This is a genomic window from Paenibacillus lemnae, from assembly GCF_012933385.1.
GTDB classification, from domain to species: domain Bacteria; phylum Bacillota; class Bacilli; order Paenibacillales; family Paenibacillaceae; genus Paenibacillus_AQ; species Paenibacillus_AQ lemnae.
Window position 1 is genome coordinate 374,989 of sequence record NZ_JABBPN010000003.1, and the last position, 15,422, is coordinate 390,410.

Sequence of the window (15,422 nt, forward strand, 5' to 3'; positions counted from 1 at the left end):
TAATGTATGTGGAAAACCACATACATTCCGGTGCACGAGCCCGATAATAGGTGTCGAAATAAAAAACAAGCCCGGAAACCGGGCTTGTTTAGGCATTCGTCTGAAACTCCCGCATGGTATAATCCATACGGGAGTTAATTTAAGATAATATATTCAGAGTGTATCCGTATGGTCTCAAAAATCTTCAGGAAGCTTTCGCTCGGTATCACCATGTGCTCCGCCGGCACCATTCAGCACATCAATACCATGCTGGTCCGGATCTTCTGGAACAGAGGGGTCTACAGGGCTGTCTGACTGTATCACATCAGCATCCGGTACATCTTCAAGCGGGACATCTTCAGCATCAGCAGGATCGTTGTCTACTGCCAGATCCGGATCCACATTGGAGAGATCTGGATCTTCATCAATCTCAGCTGCCGCACGATTATAAGACGGATTATACCGGGGGGCTCCGTCAGGATATGTCGTATTTGCATCTTCACCGAGGGAAGATGAAGTTTGAACAGGCAGATCTTCCGCCAAGCGAATAGAACTTCGTTCTGCCCCGGTGGCATCCCATGCTTGCAGCGAGCTGGCATCGGGATTAAGGTGTTTCCCCAATTCCCCGTCTGCAGGACCTGCTTCATCCTGGCTGAATCCGGAATGATCTGCCTGCTCGCTGCTGAGACTTTGACTGGTCGTTGCCTCTAGATCACGGGTTTCGTCCTCTGGAATATCAGTCAGCGGATCTACAGGATCCATCGTTTCATATTGTCTGCGTACCATATCTCCGAATGTACTGCGGTTGAATTCATCGCGCATATCACTCATCCCTTTCTAGGATTATAAATGTCATTGGATGTTTCCGCTTTCTATATATCGATTTTACCCGCTGGCCGGGGTTTGAATCCGAGGCAGCTTTGCCAATCTGTACATGATGTGGTTACTTTGCCCCCAATCCACATGAAAAAATCCCTTTCCGAATAAATGTTCTGAAGACATTTATTCGGAAAGGGATCCGACAAGAATGAAGGAAAGTATTACCTTTCTTTAGCAGAACTTCTGTCATCCTGGCGTGCCAGGGATTTGCCTGATAATTGAATGGACCGCTGCACAAGCACATCCATCGCATCAATGGAGCATTCCTGATAGAAATCACTGAGCGTAATGCATGACAGTTCTGTGCACGCCAATATGACACATCGGCACTGCCGTTCGTACACAAGCTGATGAATGAGAGCCTCCAGCTTCGCCGGGCTTACATCTTTGAGACCTTTGACATCCTGATAAATGATTTCCATGGCTCTGTTCTGGATGTCATCATCCGGTTCAAGCAGCTCCAGGCCATATTTTTCACATGTTGTACGGTAAATTCCGCTGCTGATCGTGCCGTTGGTTGCCAGAATTCCTACTTTACTATCTTTGCCAAACCGTTCATATACTGCCTTTACCGTCTCATCAACCATATGAATCAGATTCACCGTGGTCAACTGCTGCATGTCCTCATAGAAATAGTGGGAAGTATTGCAGGGGATCGCGATATTGGACACTCCGGCTAACTCCAGCAGCTTGAGATCGTCCCGTACGGCATCCAGGAATATTTCCTTTTTACCTTCCAGAATCACTTTTGTGCGGTCTGGCAGCGCGGTATGGTTGAGAATGACCATATTAATATGATCCTGATCGGTGTTCGCAGCGGTATTCTCAATTATTTTTTCAAAAAAAACGGAAGTAGCCTGCGGACCCATTCCGCCAATGACACCTAATTTCTTATTTTCCATGGTTCAACAGCTGCCTCTTTTTAAAATTCCGGACAATTTCGCCTTCATGAAAAGGGATTTCCGTATTACCGATAATCTGTGTTGTTTCGTGTCCTTTTCCTGTAATAAGTACAATATCATCCTTTTGGGCGGCTGTGAGCGCGTATTCAATTGCTTCCTTGCGGTCTACAATCGTCTTGAACGCTCCATTATGTTCTTTCATCGAAGCTGCAATGTCCGAGATAATCGCATCGGGATCCTGGTCTTTTGGATTGTCAGAAGTAATCACAGACAGGTCTGCGTGCCGGGCTGCTACTTGTCCCATGGATCTTCGCTTGTCCAGTCCGAGCTCACCTGGAGCGGCGTACACACCGAATACGAGAATGATCCTGCCCTTCGTGTAAGGTCTTAATGTGTGCAGCACTTTTTCGAGACTGTCTTCCGTGTGGGCGAAATCGACAATGACTGTATTGTGTTCGTCCCGGTATACGACTTCCATGCGACCTTTAATCCCTTCAACCGCCTGGATTCCTTCCTTTGCCGTTTCAAGCGGGATTCCGCTGCAATAAGCCCAGGCCAAGGCAGCCAGGCTGTTAAGCACATAGATATCTCCAGGAAGACGAACCTCCAGCTCTACTGAACCTGCCGGAGTATGGGCTGTGAACCGCGTCGAGTCAATGCGATACCGGATATCCGCTGCATATACATCCGCTGTCTGTTCCATCCCATAGGAGACGGCTTTAGCGGTCAGGGACTGCACTTGATCCAATAACCGGGCTCCGTATGGATCATCAGCGTTAATAATATTGTAGTGAGAGGTCAGCTGGAACAGCTGGGACTTGGCTTCGAAATATTCTTCCATACTGCCGTGAAGCTCCAAGTGATCCGGTGTCAAATTGGTGAAAATCCCGGTATGAAAGCGGCTGTATCCAACTCTTTTCAGACTTAGTGCATGAGACGAAACTTCCATCACACATGTTTCTACATTTTTCTCTACCATTTCAGCGAAAATTTGCTGCAAATACAGCGCCTCTGGCGTGGTGTTCTTGTTTTTTCTCAGTTCCCCGCCGATGAGTGTACCAATGGTTCCGATGATACCGGCGCTCTTACCGGCATGATCAAGTATTGATTTGATAAAATAAGTAATGGATGTTTTACCGTTCGTGCCGGTAATTCCCACCATATTCAAATGCTCGGTAGGTCTGCCGTAAAAATTGGAAGAGATGCGCGCAAGCGCATCCCGGGTATCCTCCACTCGAATGACCGTTACAGGAAGGTCCGGTGTCTCAATGTCCTTCTCCACAACAATGACAGACGCCCCCAGGCTGATGGCTGTGGATATAAACTGGTGGCCGTCAACCGTGAACCCGGAAATGGCAACAAAAATGGCACCGGAGACCACTTCCCGGGAGTCGAAAGCAACGGCGCTGACCTCAGCATTCGGATCACCTTGCATCAGATGATACGATAAATCCTGCAGTACAGATGATAATAACATGATTTTTGAAAGCTCCTTCCCCAGTATGTCGTGCTTTGAATACCGTTCATTGATCGGTTCTATCTCTATGTGTTCTATCGTTTGAGGATCTTTTTGAAGGTTATCAAAATATAATAATACTTCTTGTCCTGCAGGAATACAAATCAATTTGGCACGCTGATTTCGATTTCATGATATATTGATACTGACACGAACGATGTCGAATAGAAAGAAAGACTGGGGTGCTTACCGAATGAACGCTGTGCTTCATCATTTCATTCAACGGCTGCGGACGGTTTTGCCTGCAGTCTTGCTTCTGCTTATTTTTCCGTCCAGCGTGGCAGGGCAAGCAGCACACACATTTGTGCCCGATTGGCAGGTCATCTGGAATGTAAACGGGACAGCCTTAAGCGAAATACCAGTTGTGCCCGGCTCCCAGGCAAAGTGGGAATCCCTGACTACATACAGGCAAGACGGGATGGACAGCGGTCCGGCAGAATCTGTATGGTTTCAAACCGAGCTGCCGTCTTTAACGTGGGAGCAGCCCGCCATTCTGCTGGATGCCATTGAAGGAAAAAATGTAGCGGTTTATATAGATGGTATATCCATTTATCAATCGAATCGGGATTATATGTATACGAATCACCGTCTGCTTCTTCCGATCCGGCCTGAGGATTCCGGAAAAACCCTAAATCTATGGGTGGAGGCTCCATTGAATTCAGCAGGAATTGATGAAGAAATTTCAATCGGAGATTATGAAAGCATGCGGGGAGCGTTCATTCGTAAAGATCTAAGTGATTTCGTAATGGGGAGTTCCTTTATATTCATTGGTCTGCTCATGTTTTTTTGTCTGTTCTTTCTGCCGCGTAACAATCGCTCCACATGGCTGGCTCTGACACTTGTCATCGCTTCATGCGGTATATTGCTCGTGACCTATTCGCCGTTTCTATATACATTTTACGAGGAGTATGGCCAGATTTGGGTCACTTCCTTTGATATCGCACTGTTTATACTGCTGCCTGCACTGACGTTTTATTTCCAAAAAATATACGGGCCAGGACCCTTCGGCATCACACGCTGTGTTGTGATCTTTCAAACCGTATATTCTCTGTTGTGCATCTTATTTATGGTAGTGCACAAGCTGAATAACGGCCAGTATTATGATGCTTACTATTTATTCAGCGTGCAGATTCTCGGGATTTTTATTATTCTGCAGATGCTGCTGCTCATCGGATTAACGATTATTTCAGCCGTTCGCAAAAACAAGGACGCCTATATCTCTTCCATTGGCTTTGGTCTGCTGTCAGCAGCATCTCTGGGTGATCTGTTCTTTTTCTATGCGAACAATGGGGAGTATCATTTCTATTATTGGAAATGGGGAGTACTTGCTTTCATTATTACTTTGATTGTTATGCTGGGCCGAAAGTTTATCCGGAGTCATGAACAGGTGGTTCAGTATTCCAAGGAACTGGAGCTTTTCAACAATGAACTTCAGCGATCCGAAAAGATGGAGATCATTAGCGAGCTCGCAGCTTCTGTAGCACACGAGGTACGCAATCCGCTGCAGGTGACCCGAGGCTTTATGCAGCTGCTGACCGAGAGGGCGGAAGAGGGGCAGAAAGAATACTTGAGCCTTGCCCTGAAAGAACTGGACCGGGCTTCGGGCATTATCACGGACTTCCTGACCTTCGCCAAGCCGGAATTGGAGCATATTACCGTTCTGGAGCTGGGAGATGAGCTGCGGCATGTGGCAGGCATCCTGAATCCGCTTGCAAGCCTGAGTGGAGGAGTCATCAAGCTGGACGTACCACATCAAATTTATATTGATGGCAATTCCTCCAAGCTGAAGCAGGCGATGATCAATCTGGTCAAGAATAGTATTGAAGCCCTGGATGGCGATGGAACGATTAAAATATGGGCAGTTAAAGATAAAGATTATGCCGTCATCTCCATTCGTGACAACGGAATTGGCATGGATATGAACGAACTGTCGCGTTTAGGAGAGCCTTATTTCTCGAACAAGACCAAAGGAACGGGACTGGGTCTTATGGTAACCTTCCGGATTATTGAGGCGATGAATGGCAAGATTCAATTTACGAGTCATAAAGGGATTGGGACAGAGGCCGTGATCCGGATTCCTCTCTCAGACACGGAACAAATGGAAAAAAATTAAAGAAAAAGAAGGTGAGCGCACGCAATCTATAGAATGTATAAACATCTGTTTTATATGACATCATGACATTACTATTTCCTTATGGTTGAGGTGTGGCATGAGAATGGCATTCATTGCAAGAGTACTGCTTCTATGTTTGCTGATAACAGGAATGTTGAACGGTGCAGGAGCAGAATTGGCTTACAGTACTGGGCGTTCCGATCAGACCCAGGATGTGTCCGCCTGGAGTTTGTTGTGGACTCGATCGACCGGAGTTACACCGACAGAGCCTCCGCTGCAAATTCCAGAGCAGGCATGGCAGCCTGCAGGATCCGGACGTGACGGTCCATCTTCACTCAATGCGGTCTGGGTACGCTTTAAACTTCCGGATTTTCATGACCCCACACAAGGTATTCTTCTCGAGAAAATATACGGCAAGCGGGTTACGATCTACGCAAATGCTGAACGGATTTATGAGTCGAACTATAATTATCAGCTGAATCAAATCCTCCTTCCACTTCATTCCACAATGTCTAGTCAATATATCTATCTATGGATGGAAACCGATAGTGCCGCTCTCCATTTGGAAGACCGGGTTCTGGTCGGAGACTTTCACCTTTTGTTTAATCGATTTGTTAAAAGTAATTTAGCGGACATTATTTTGGGCAGTACCTTCCTGTTTTTAGCAAGTGTTATGCTGATTTGGGGCTTTTTCATCAGCCGTCGTTACCGTCTCAGTGTACTATCCCTCTCCCTTGTTATTCTATCTGCTGGTGTTCTTATATTTACATACTCACCATTCCTCTACACTCTATTTGAGAACAGAGGAGAGTTGTTTACCCGTCTTTATGACATTTCTCTTCTGATTTTGCTGCCGTTCTTCAGCCTGTTTTTCGAGAGTATATTCGGTCCCGGGTTTAAAGGTTTCCTGCGAAAAATGCGTAAAGCCCAAATGGGATATTCGTTATTCTGTCTATTGTTTCTTGTCATTAATCAGCTCTCACAGGGCCGTTATGATGAATGGTATTATTTTTTCACCGTCAAGGCTTTGGGGATAATTATGATTTTTCAATTTATCGTGCTGGTAGCCAGCTCCATTATTTTCTCACTCAAAGGGAACCGTGATGCTGTGATCTTCAGTGTGGGACTCGCTTTTTTTGCCGGAATAAGTCTCGGGGAGCTTCTTCAATTCTTTATCAGCAGCGGGGATTATACGTTGGTGTACTGGAAATGGGGGGCAGCCGGGTTTGTGATTATGCTGATCATTATATTGGGCCGTCTCTTTGTGCAGAATCATGAACAAGTCATCAAATACTCACAGGAACTAAACATGTTTAACAGGGAACTTCAGCGCTCTGAAAAAATGGAAATCATTAGCGAGCTGGCAGCCTCGGTCGCTCATGAAGTTCGAAATCCGCTTCAAGTAACAAGGGGGTTTATCCAATTGATCAGTGGAAAATCCAAACCATCCGAGAGGGAGTATCTTCATTTGGCGTTAGTGGAACTGGACCGTGCTTCCGGAATCATTACAGATTTTCTTACCTTTGCCAAACCGGAACAGAGCAGAACCACGATTCTGCGGGTCTTTGATGAATTCAAGCATATTGAAGGGATTCTGACGCCGCTTGCCCATCTGCAAGGGGGGAGAATGGTGGTGAATATACCGGATGGAATTTGGATTCGGGGAAATTCCTCTAAATTCAAACAGGCTCTGATTAATATTGTTAAAAATAGCATTGAAGCACTGAGGGAAGACGGGCAGATTGAAATTCATGCCTTTCTCTCTGAAAATAAGGTGCACATCCAGATACGTGATAACGGTGAAGGTATGGGTGAGGAAGAACTTGCTCGGTTAGGAGAGCCCTATTTCTCGAACAAGAGCAAGGGGACAGGACTTGGACTCATGGTAACCTTTCGAATTATTGAAGCCATGGACGGAAATATCAGTTACAGCAGCAAAAAAGGAGTGGGGACCGAAGCCTTGATCACTCTCCCCGCGGCAGAAGGTTAGCTGCCGGGGAGAGGGGCTTGTCCCACTCCTTTTTTACAATGTATGTAGTTTCAGGATGTCATAATTACATTTAAGTCTTGATCTGCGGTTGAGTTTACCACATGGCCTTTTCTTTGGCCTCTGACTTGATGACTCCCGAAGGATCTGGTGGAATGACCAGATAAAACTCGTTGGAATTCTCTTCCACGGTTTTTACCTGAATGTGGTCGGGAATCCACACACCAAGCACTTCCTTGATGGCGGCTTTCGGATCAGCCAGCAATTTTGCCTTAAAGCTAGGATCCTCCCATGCTTTCTGAATCAGCTGTGTTTGAAAGATGGCTTCTGTCGTCATTAGAATCACCCTTTCAAAATGGTTATTTATTACTTCTAAAGAATAACATGTAATAAATATAAAATCTATTACTTTTTACTTGAAATAGACAAAAAATAATGAAGACCTCCATGCTTCAGCATTTGGCGTCCATTTTCGATATTACGGGTTTCTGATTCAAGTTCTTGTACCAAGGTTTCATGGAAGTTTAACAAATGAGGTGCGGCATGAGCAGCAAGCTGAAGCTGAAGGTGAATGGAGGAGGCGATAGCGGTATAACGGGACAGCGCTTCATTCAGATAGACGGCCTGATGAATATCGGCTTCAGTCAGTGGGTAGTCATTCGGAAGTTGACGCTCGGAACGAATAAAGGAAAGCAGACAATTATAGCTGCCATCTGCAAGATCCTGCTCCCAATCCGCCCAATCATCCATCATCTGCAGCGTGACAAGCACATGATCCATCATTTCAGATGTCTGGGGAATAAGCTCATCACAGCCGGCAAGCAGGAGTACGGCTGTGCTGCCCAGTTTTACGGGAGCGGCTTTCTTGGCGATATCAAGTGTGTGTGCTGTGAAATACTCTTGCCTGCTTTCAAAGAGGATTCCTTCGCACCATTCGTGTACATAGAGATTGAAGTAATGCCAGAAACGGCTTTCTGCGGGAAAGAGCTGACGGTAGATGGCCAAGAATTCACAGTGGAACAGATTGGCCAAGGCGAGCTGCATTCTCCAGTTGTTTTTTTCATGATGATACTCAGAGCTGTCCATAATATCATCCTGGATGAAAAAGTACAGCATTCCAAAAATGTTAGCTGCGGACAATTTGCGATACACCGATGGACTCAGAGAGGTTGAGTCTTTCAACCAGAAGGGAAGAAGGTAACAAATATAATTCTTCGCACTTTCCTGCTCAAAGACATGAAACTTGCTTAAATAGAGGAGCCCTGATTCGTTCAGGGGCGGAGGAAAACCGGAGATTATTTGTTCACAATCATGAAACACCTCCGCTAAGTCTTTTTCATAGCTTTCAAACCATTTTATAGCTTCACCCACCTTGTCTTTATTATGAGCGTCAGCGAATATCCATGAAGTTAACTTGCTTCCTGATCATATCACAAATGTATTTAAAGTTAAATATTTACAAAAGTTAGTTTTGCTATATTAAATGTTTGACAGATCCATCTGGCGTTTATTAAAGAGGAGAACAGCAATACGATAACGCACAACAAATTCAGGAGGTTAACCAATATGACTCAAAAAATTGTTGGAGCATTTAATACAGAGCAAGAAGCTACTCGTGCCATTGAAGATTTAAAGCAGCATGGATACAGAACAGATGAAATTTCTGTCATTGCGAAAGATCGTGATGAAGTGTCTGCGATCACAGATGAGACAGAAACAAAAGCTCCGGAAGGTCTGGCATCCGGTGCAGCTACCGGCGGTGTCTTGGGGGGGCTGACCGGATTATTGGCTGGTTTGGGAGCGTTGGCAATTCCCGGGATTGGACCTATTGTAGCAGCTGGACCTATCGCAGCAACGCTGACTGGAGCAGCTGTAGGTGCAGGTGCCGGCGGCTTGGTTGGCGGATTGATCGGACTGGGCATCCCAGAAGAACAGGCAAAGGAATACGATGAGTTTGTTGAAGAAGGACGAATTCTCGTTCTGGTGGACGCAGATGAAGAACGCTCGAATGGAGTGTATGATGTGTTCCGCCGCAACAATACACTGAACACTCATCACTATGAGGGCTCTGAGAATTTTAACAGCAATGCGGCCAATGATAATCCGGCTCGATCTAATGTAGGGAGTACCGGGGACCATATTGTCCCGGGCCGCTCCGATGCGGATGTGAGTGGAAACCGCTCCGGTACAAATGGTGACAACCCGATTGGAGATGCCGCTTATAGCGGTGCCGGGAAATCTTTTGATCATAATCCTGAAGCTGCCGCGGCAGCTGAGGAAACGGCTCAAGATCCCAACCTCTGGCAGGGAGATGGTGCAGGGTATGGCGGTGCTGCAAATCCGGATCCGGACGCTGATGAGTATAAAGGCGTAGTGGATGATACCGACCGTAGAGGTGCTGCGGCTGCAGCGGACAGCTTGAACAATCGCAGAGACCGCACGGATCGCTCGGATCGCTAATAGCTTCTATAAGCAAGCAGACCACCCGGATGTGTTATCCGAGTGGTCTGCTTATTTTGGAGTGAACGGATTTTAAGATATAATTAGATATATTGCAATCCTGAAGTATACGGAAGTGGAATCAAAGGTATTGCGGGCTTGTCGGCATTTGAACCGGTCTGCCGGAAAGAAGATTCGGGGTCAAACAGCAGGGACAATAATCCCTCATCATCCAGTGCAATGTGCTGACCATCTGCTTGATTATAATGGTATGGGCCATGATCTCCTTCAGCCTGCAGTATTCCTTCTGTTTCTTCAGGCATCAGCGGCTGAAGCTGATTCAAAAGTTCCCGGCCGTTCACCACATATACGGTTCCTGTATTGCGGACATTCTCTCCCGCTGCGCCAGCCTTTTCCAAAATGGATGCTAGCTCCCGGTCCTGCCAAGGAAGTGAAACGACCAGCTCATTCAAGGAATAACGAGAAAATGATTCTGCAAGCAGCGAAGCGGCCGCCTGGCTGTCACCCGCCCATTCAATCATGGTGGATGCTCGGGATGGAGTCATGGCAGGGCCAGGTACCCCTACTATTACAGCGGCAGCAAGAATACCATTTCTAAAGGCTCCGAGCACTTTCTGCTCCAGACGAATGACATTGGCGAACGCGCTGGCTTCAAGCAGTCGTCCGAGTTCAGCAGGACTGCTGTCATAAACAGCAGAACGACTTTGAAGCAGTCCGTGGAGACGGAACAGATCTTCTGCGGCTAGCTCCCGAATCTCTATGTCGGATTCCTGAGTGCTCTGTATGGACCTGGCTGCATCCGGTGTCATATGATGATCTGATGCTCTGCCGAACGCTGTACAGCCAATCCGTGTATAGAGGGAACGGGCACCCGAGACAAAGATGAGGGAAGCCCCTGATTGTTCAGCATGCTGTATGCACTTGCTTAGTAACTCGCCAGCCAGCCCTTTTCCACGGCTGTCCATATCGGTGCAGACGGAGCCGATCGAGAACACATTGAGCTCAGCGCCTTTAATCTTCATTTTAAAGGGGACGAAACCCATGAAGGATGCTAACTTGCCATTTTCCTCATAAGCCCCGTATGAATGACTGATGCCTGGGTCAAAGATGTAGGGAAAGGACTGGCCCATTGATGGCTGCTCCGGTTGTTTTAAAAAGATCCGGTCTGACAGTTCTACGGCTTCCTTTAAACGTTCTGAATTCATTCGAGTAACCTGCATGATGATTCCTCCTATTTATTAAAGTCCACTTATGAACCACGGGATATATTTAGTATAAAGTGCCTGTCGTCTTATGGAAATCAAATCTTTCTGAACGGAGGAGTGCACCTTGTTAAGCTTTGTAGATTCCGTTATCATTTCTGCGGCGCTTCTGCTGCTAACAGGAGTTTTAACGACTAAATTTTCTTCCCGTTTCGGCATGCCGGCACTCGTATTGTTTATTGCCATAGGGATGATACTGAGTCGCTGGATTTATTATGATGATGCTGAGATCACACAATTGGTCGGAATATTCGCATTGATCGTAATATTGTTTCAAGGTGGAATGCAGACGGAGTTTAAAGAAATCAAGCCGGTGCTTGGCCCGGCGCTGTCGCTCGCCACATTAGGCGTGCTGTTGACCACAGCGGTCATCGGCATCAGCGCATCATGGATCATGGGTATCCCATTGGAACAGGGTTTACTCATCGGAGCCATTGTCGGCTCAACAGATGCAGCTGCTGTTTTCTCGGTCCTCGGCGGATTGAATATCAAGCAGAAAATAACGGCTACGCTAGAAGCTGAATCGGGCAGCAATGATCCGATGGCTGTTTTTTTGACGGTTTCTCTAATTGAGTGGATTCAAAGGCCTGAGATCGGTCTGCTGGGCATGCTGCTTTCATTTGTCCGGGAGATGGGACTGGGTCTGGTCGTAGGTGTTTTACTCGGTATGCTGTCCGTATTTATTATCAATCGGATTAACTTCGATTCTTCGGGATTGTACCCCGTTATGGCATTAGGCTTCGCGATATTCACTTACGGGGCAGCCGAGGTCGTTCAAAGCAGCGGTCTTCTTGCTGTTTATGTCATGGCATTGGTGGTGGGCAATGCAGAATTGACCTACCGCAAGACGATCCTCGCCTTTAATCACGGATTTGCCTGGATGATGCAAATTGTGATGTTCGTTCTACTGGGACTGCTTGTGTTTCCGAATCAGCTTTCTGATGTGGCTTGGCAGGCCTTGGTTCTTTCGTTGCTGCTGATTTTTGTCGCCCGCCCTGTCGGTGTTATGGTCAGCCTGTTATTTACGAAATTTGTATTTAAAGAAAAGCTGCTGGTGGCCTGGGCAGGGCTTCGCGGAGCGGTTCCGATTGTGCTCGCTACATATCCGATCCTGGCTGGGATCGAAGGGGGCCAGATGTTCTTTAATGTTGTATTCTTCGTTGTATTGACATCGGCAGTCATTCAGGGCACGACGATTGCTCCGCTCGCTCTCAAACTTAAGCTGGTGAATAAGGATAAGCTGCAGCAGCCCTCGCTGCTTGAGCTCTACGCCCTTGGCAAGACCAAAACAGAGATCAACCATGTTCAGGTACAAAAAAACATGCCCATCATCGGTATAGAAATTCAGGACTTGAATCTGCCGGATGATATTTTATTTACCGCGATCATTCGAAACGAACAGATTATTACGCCTCGGGGCAATACGGTGATTGAAGAAGGGGATACCCTTTATGTCATGAGTTCAAAGGCGAAACGTAAAGAAATGAAGTCCATTCTTGGTCTGGAAATCGTTGGGGAGGCGAAGCCATGAGGATGAAAGAGAGCAGGTCCCAGCTGGAAACCGAAATGCAGGAGATTTTGAAGTGGGAGAAGGATCAGAAGAACGTTTTCTTTTGGGAAAAGATCGGTAGAATTCCTTTTATGCTGCTGGACCGGCTGACTCCCAAAATCGTGAGGAATAAACTGGGGCAGGCTCTGAACGAAGTAGGGGGATTTGTCCAGACCGGCGGGAAATATCTGGTCAGACAAAAGACGGTCCTAAACCTGTTGAAGCGTACCGCTGAGGAGGGATCACAGCAGCCGGAACTCATCGATGAACTGGAGGGAGCGGATGAACCCTCGCTTCAGCTTGAAGAAGCTTCTAAACTGCCGCTGTCGGTGATGGACGATGCTGCAGATACCCTTATCGTTAAGCGGGTAAAGTTCGCTGCAGCCCAGGGAGCTGCGACGGGAATCGGCGGCATATTTACCATGGCAGCCGATATTCCCCTTGTGCTTGGGCAGTCGCTGAAGCTTTTGCAGGAAATGGCTCTTTGCTATGGTTATGATCCTGACGATCCGCGGGAACGGGTATTCATTGTAAAGTGCATGCAATTTGCCTCGGCTGACATTGTAGGGAAGAAGGCCATTTTGGAAGAACTGGCGGCCTTTGATGAAGGAAGCGAATCACAGCAGGTTTTCTCCCAGCTTCAGGGCTGGAGGGAAGTGCTTCAATCCTATACGGACAGTTTCGGTATGAAAAAACTGTTTCAGATGATACCAATCGCGGGAATCCTGTTCGGTTCCATTGCCAACAAGAACACGATGCAGAATGTAGCGGAGGCAGGCAAGATGCTGTACAAAAAGCGCCGGATCAGCTGGCGATTGAAGCATATGGAGTATCCATTGTAGCGGGTTAGGCGCTGTGCAAACTTGACGTTCCTGCGGGACGCTCGAAAGGCGCTGCGCAAACGAAATGTTCCTCCCATCGCTGTTGTGCTCTAATTTTCTGAACGAATTATATTATTGGAGGAACTAGAGCACAAAGCATATGCTTCTGATGCATTAAGTTACAATGTCTCTACATACCTCGCATTGAATCACCATGTATCCACTGCTATGTCTGAGAGCGTATGACGTTTGAGAAGCGAGAGGCACGAGAGGCGCTAGAATAAGCTTGAAAAACAAGCTTATTTCTCATGTTTTTCCTGACAAATTTCATTTAAGCCTGAAAATCAATCTTAAATTAGCTGAAACTCTGACTGCGGATAAGAAATGGACCAAAATTGAAAAAATAAGCTTGGAAATGTACTTAAGTCAATAAAGTGGACACAAAAATTAGGTTAGGCGGCTCGTTTTAATTGTTTATAATACTGAGACTCGAACCGATCCGGAGACAGATAACCGAGCTTGCTATGTGTTCGTTTTCGGTTATAAAAAAACTCCAGGTACCAATATATTCGCTGTTGCGCTTCTTGCCGTGTTTGAAACTTGTAGCGGTAGACTAACTCCCGTTTAAGAATGCTGTGGAAGGACTCGATACATGCATTGTCATAACAGTTTCCTTTTCGGCTCATGCTCCGAATCATGTGGTAAGTCTTTAACTGTTCTCGGTACTCTGCTGACGCGTACTGGGATCCTCGATCCGAGTGATGAATCAAACCTTTAGGTGGTTTTTGAGCCGCATAGGCATATTTGAGGGCATCTAAAACCAGATCAACGGTCATGCGAGTTCCAAGCTGCCATCCTACGATTTTACGGGTAAACAGGTCCATGACGCTCGCCAGATATATCATGCCTTGACGTGTACGGATGTAGGTGATGTCGGTTACCCAGACTTGGTTTGGCCTTGTACACACGTTGAAATGCTGATTTAACCAGTTGTGAGCGATGGGCAGGGAATGCTTTGAATCGGTGGTCTGCACCCTGAATTTCACGGTGGCCTGGGAACGGATTCCCTTCTCTCGCATGATTCTCCCGACCGTCTTCACGCCTACCCGGTGTCCTTCTTTTCGAAGCTCGTTTGTGATCTTGGGGCTTCCATAGATGCCGTCCGAGTCATAGTAATGGTATTCAATTCGCTTCGCTAATACTTCCTTGCGTTTCTTTTGCTCGCTGCGAGGCGTGGTTCGCCATTTGTAGTAGCCGCTCCGGGACACTTTGAGTACCTGGCACATCTTCTCGACACGGAATTCGGAGCGATGTTCCTCTATAAATTGGAACCTTACTTCCGGTCTTTGCTGAAGATGTGTAACGCCTTTTTTAAGATGGCCAGTTCTTCTTCCAAGTCTTTGTTCCGCTCTTCCAAGTCTTTGACGATTTGATCGTGGTTACGTAAGTTACCACTTCCTACAAAGGGCTCATCTGGGAACTGCCGGTATTTCGCCACCCACTGACGCAGGGTGTTGACAGGGATATTCAACTCTTCTGCGATCTCCGTAAGCGGTTTGCTGTGCTGCTGAATATATTTCACCGTTTCTTCTTTAAAGGTTTGATTATAACGTTGACGGGATTCACTCATCTCAGACACCTCGTATCTAGGGTTTGGTTTATTATCTAGCACCCTTTTCGTTGTGTCCACTGTTTAGTCTAATTGCAAAATCAGTCTTATTGGGTCGATGACGCTATTTTTTTAAAAAATAAGCTTGAAAATCAATCTTATGCACGATGCTGCACTACGAACGGGTAAGCACGGGTGGTGTGAGAGTCGGCTGCTTAATTAGTGGGCAGCCTCTTACTCGATTATGAGTTCACCTTTGGTAAAGTTATAGTTCGGGAAATTAGAGTGCAATTGTAAACATTACGTTTGCGAAGCGCCTACCAGCAGAAAGGAACTGCCCCAAGT

11 protein-coding genes and 2 pseudogenes are annotated in these 15,422 nt (G+C 46.6%); 5 read left to right on the forward strand and 8 right to left on the reverse strand.

Annotated elements, in window-relative coordinates:
* Positions 1–174: 174 nt before the first annotated feature.
* The 3 genes from HII30_RS05310 to HII30_RS05320 all read right to left on the reverse strand — a co-directional run bounded on the left by HII30_RS05310 (position 175) and on the right by HII30_RS05320 (position 3,237).
* The gene (locus HII30_RS05310; protein ID WP_169503954.1) at positions 175–801 is read right to left on the reverse strand and encodes a hypothetical protein; all 627 of its coding nucleotides are present in this window, start codon (positions 799–801) and stop codon (positions 175–177) included.
* Between the two features lie 218 nt (positions 802–1,019).
* The gene (gene cuyB, locus HII30_RS05315) at positions 1,020–1,760 is read right to left on the reverse strand and encodes a cysteate racemase (RefSeq protein ID WP_169503955.1); all 741 of its coding nucleotides are present in this window, start codon (positions 1,758–1,760) and stop codon (positions 1,020–1,022) included.
* Positions 1,750–3,237 carry a UDP-N-acetylmuramoyl-L-alanyl-D-glutamate--2,6-diaminopimelate ligase gene (locus tag HII30_RS05320; RefSeq protein ID WP_169503956.1) on the reverse strand — a complete coding sequence of 496 codons (1,488 nt, stop codon included), beginning with the start codon at positions 3,235–3,237 and terminating at the stop codon, positions 1,750–1,752. Before HII30_RS05320 ends, cuyB begins: the two co-directional genes overlap by 11 nt.
* 196 nt (positions 3,238–3,433) lie before the next feature.
* On the opposite strand from HII30_RS05320, the gene HII30_RS05325 reads away from it, so the two are divergent.
* On the forward strand, positions 3,434–5,389 hold the full coding sequence (locus HII30_RS05325) for a sensor histidine kinase (protein ID WP_246246116.1): 1,956 nt from the start codon (positions 3,434–3,436) through the stop codon (positions 5,387–5,389).
* A 103-nt stretch (positions 5,390–5,492) separates the two neighbouring features.
* Positions 5,493–7,379, forward strand: coding sequence for a sensor histidine kinase (locus HII30_RS05330; RefSeq protein WP_246246117.1), 1,887 nt, complete (start codon positions 5,493–5,495; stop codon positions 7,377–7,379).
* A gap of 94 nt (positions 7,380–7,473) precedes the next feature.
* Here the strand turns inward: HII30_RS05330 and HII30_RS05335 are convergent, their stop codons facing one another.
* A complete protein-coding gene (locus HII30_RS05335) occupies positions 7,474–7,713 on the reverse strand; it encodes an NHLP leader peptide family RiPP precursor (protein ID WP_169503957.1) in 240 nt (79 codons plus the stop codon).
* A gap of 68 nt (positions 7,714–7,781) precedes the next feature.
* On the reverse strand, positions 7,782–8,558 hold the full coding sequence (locus HII30_RS05340; RefSeq protein WP_211184440.1) for a class 1 isoprenoid biosynthesis enzyme: 777 nt from the start codon (positions 8,556–8,558) through the stop codon (positions 7,782–7,784).
* Between the two features lie 384 nt (positions 8,559–8,942).
* Here HII30_RS05340 and HII30_RS05345 point away from each other — a divergent pair.
* Positions 8,943–9,440 (forward strand): annotated as a pseudogene (locus tag HII30_RS05345) (general stress protein); the annotation flags it as partial.
* A gap of 479 nt (positions 9,441–9,919) precedes the next feature.
* Here HII30_RS05345 and HII30_RS05350 read toward each other — a convergent pair.
* Positions 9,920–11,056 (reverse strand): GNAT family N-acetyltransferase, encoded by a 1,137-nt coding sequence (locus tag HII30_RS05350; RefSeq protein ID WP_169503958.1) that lies wholly within the window; start codon positions 11,054–11,056, stop codon positions 9,920–9,922.
* Between the two features lie 109 nt (positions 11,057–11,165).
* Between HII30_RS05350 and HII30_RS05355 the strand changes: the two genes are divergently transcribed.
* Positions 11,166–12,629 carry a potassium/proton antiporter gene (locus HII30_RS05355; RefSeq protein WP_169503959.1) on the forward strand — a complete coding sequence of 488 codons (1,464 nt, stop codon included), beginning with the start codon at positions 11,166–11,168 and terminating at the stop codon, positions 12,627–12,629.
* The gene (locus HII30_RS05360) at positions 12,626–13,489 is read left to right on the forward strand and encodes an EcsC family protein (RefSeq protein ID WP_169503960.1); all 864 of its coding nucleotides are present in this window, start codon (positions 12,626–12,628) and stop codon (positions 13,487–13,489) included. The genes HII30_RS05355 and HII30_RS05360 overlap by 4 nt, the downstream gene beginning before the upstream one ends.
* Before the next feature lie 431 nt (positions 13,490–13,920).
* Here the strand turns inward: HII30_RS05360 and HII30_RS05365 are convergent.
* Positions 13,921–14,832, reverse strand: a pseudogene (locus HII30_RS05365) (IS3 family transposase); the annotation flags it as partial.
* Positions 14,802–15,098: a transposase gene (locus HII30_RS05370; RefSeq protein ID WP_169503961.1), complete on the reverse strand. Its 297-nt coding sequence runs from the start codon at positions 15,096–15,098 to the stop codon at positions 14,802–14,804. The gene HII30_RS05370 and the pseudogene HII30_RS05365, both read right to left, overlap by 31 nt.
* Between the last annotated feature and the right edge of the window lie 324 nt (positions 15,099–15,422).

Bases quoted from the DNA above. Each gene is read 5' to 3' on its own strand.
- cuyB (WP_169503955.1), bottom strand. From the start codon at position 1,760: ATGGAAAATAAGAAATTAGGTGTCATTGGCGGAATGGGTCCGCAGGCT.
- HII30_RS05335 (WP_169503957.1), bottom strand. From the start codon at position 7,713: ATGACGACAGAAGCCATCTTTCAAACACAGCTGATTCAGAAAGCATGG.
- HII30_RS05310 (WP_169503954.1), bottom strand. From the start codon at position 801: ATGCGCGATGAATTCAACCGCAGTACATTCGGAGATATGGTACGCAGA.
- HII30_RS05320 (WP_169503956.1), bottom strand. From the start codon at position 3,237: ATGTTATTATCATCTGTACTGCAGGATTTATCGTATCATCTGATGCAA.
- HII30_RS05330 (WP_246246117.1), top strand. From the start codon at position 5,493: ATGGCATTCATTGCAAGAGTACTGCTTCTATGTTTGCTGATAACAGGA.
- HII30_RS05360 (WP_169503960.1), top strand. From the start codon at position 12,626: ATGAGGATGAAAGAGAGCAGGTCCCAGCTGGAAACCGAAATGCAGGAG.
- HII30_RS05325 (WP_246246116.1), top strand. From the start codon at position 3,434: ATGTCGAATAGAAAGAAAGACTGGGGTGCTTACCGAATGAACGCTGTG.
- HII30_RS05370 (WP_169503961.1), bottom strand. From the start codon at position 15,098: ATGAGTGAATCCCGTCAACGTTATAATCAAACCTTTAAAGAAGAAACG.
- HII30_RS05350 (WP_169503958.1), bottom strand. From the start codon at position 11,056: ATGCAGGTTACTCGAATGAATTCAGAACGTTTAAAGGAAGCCGTAGAA.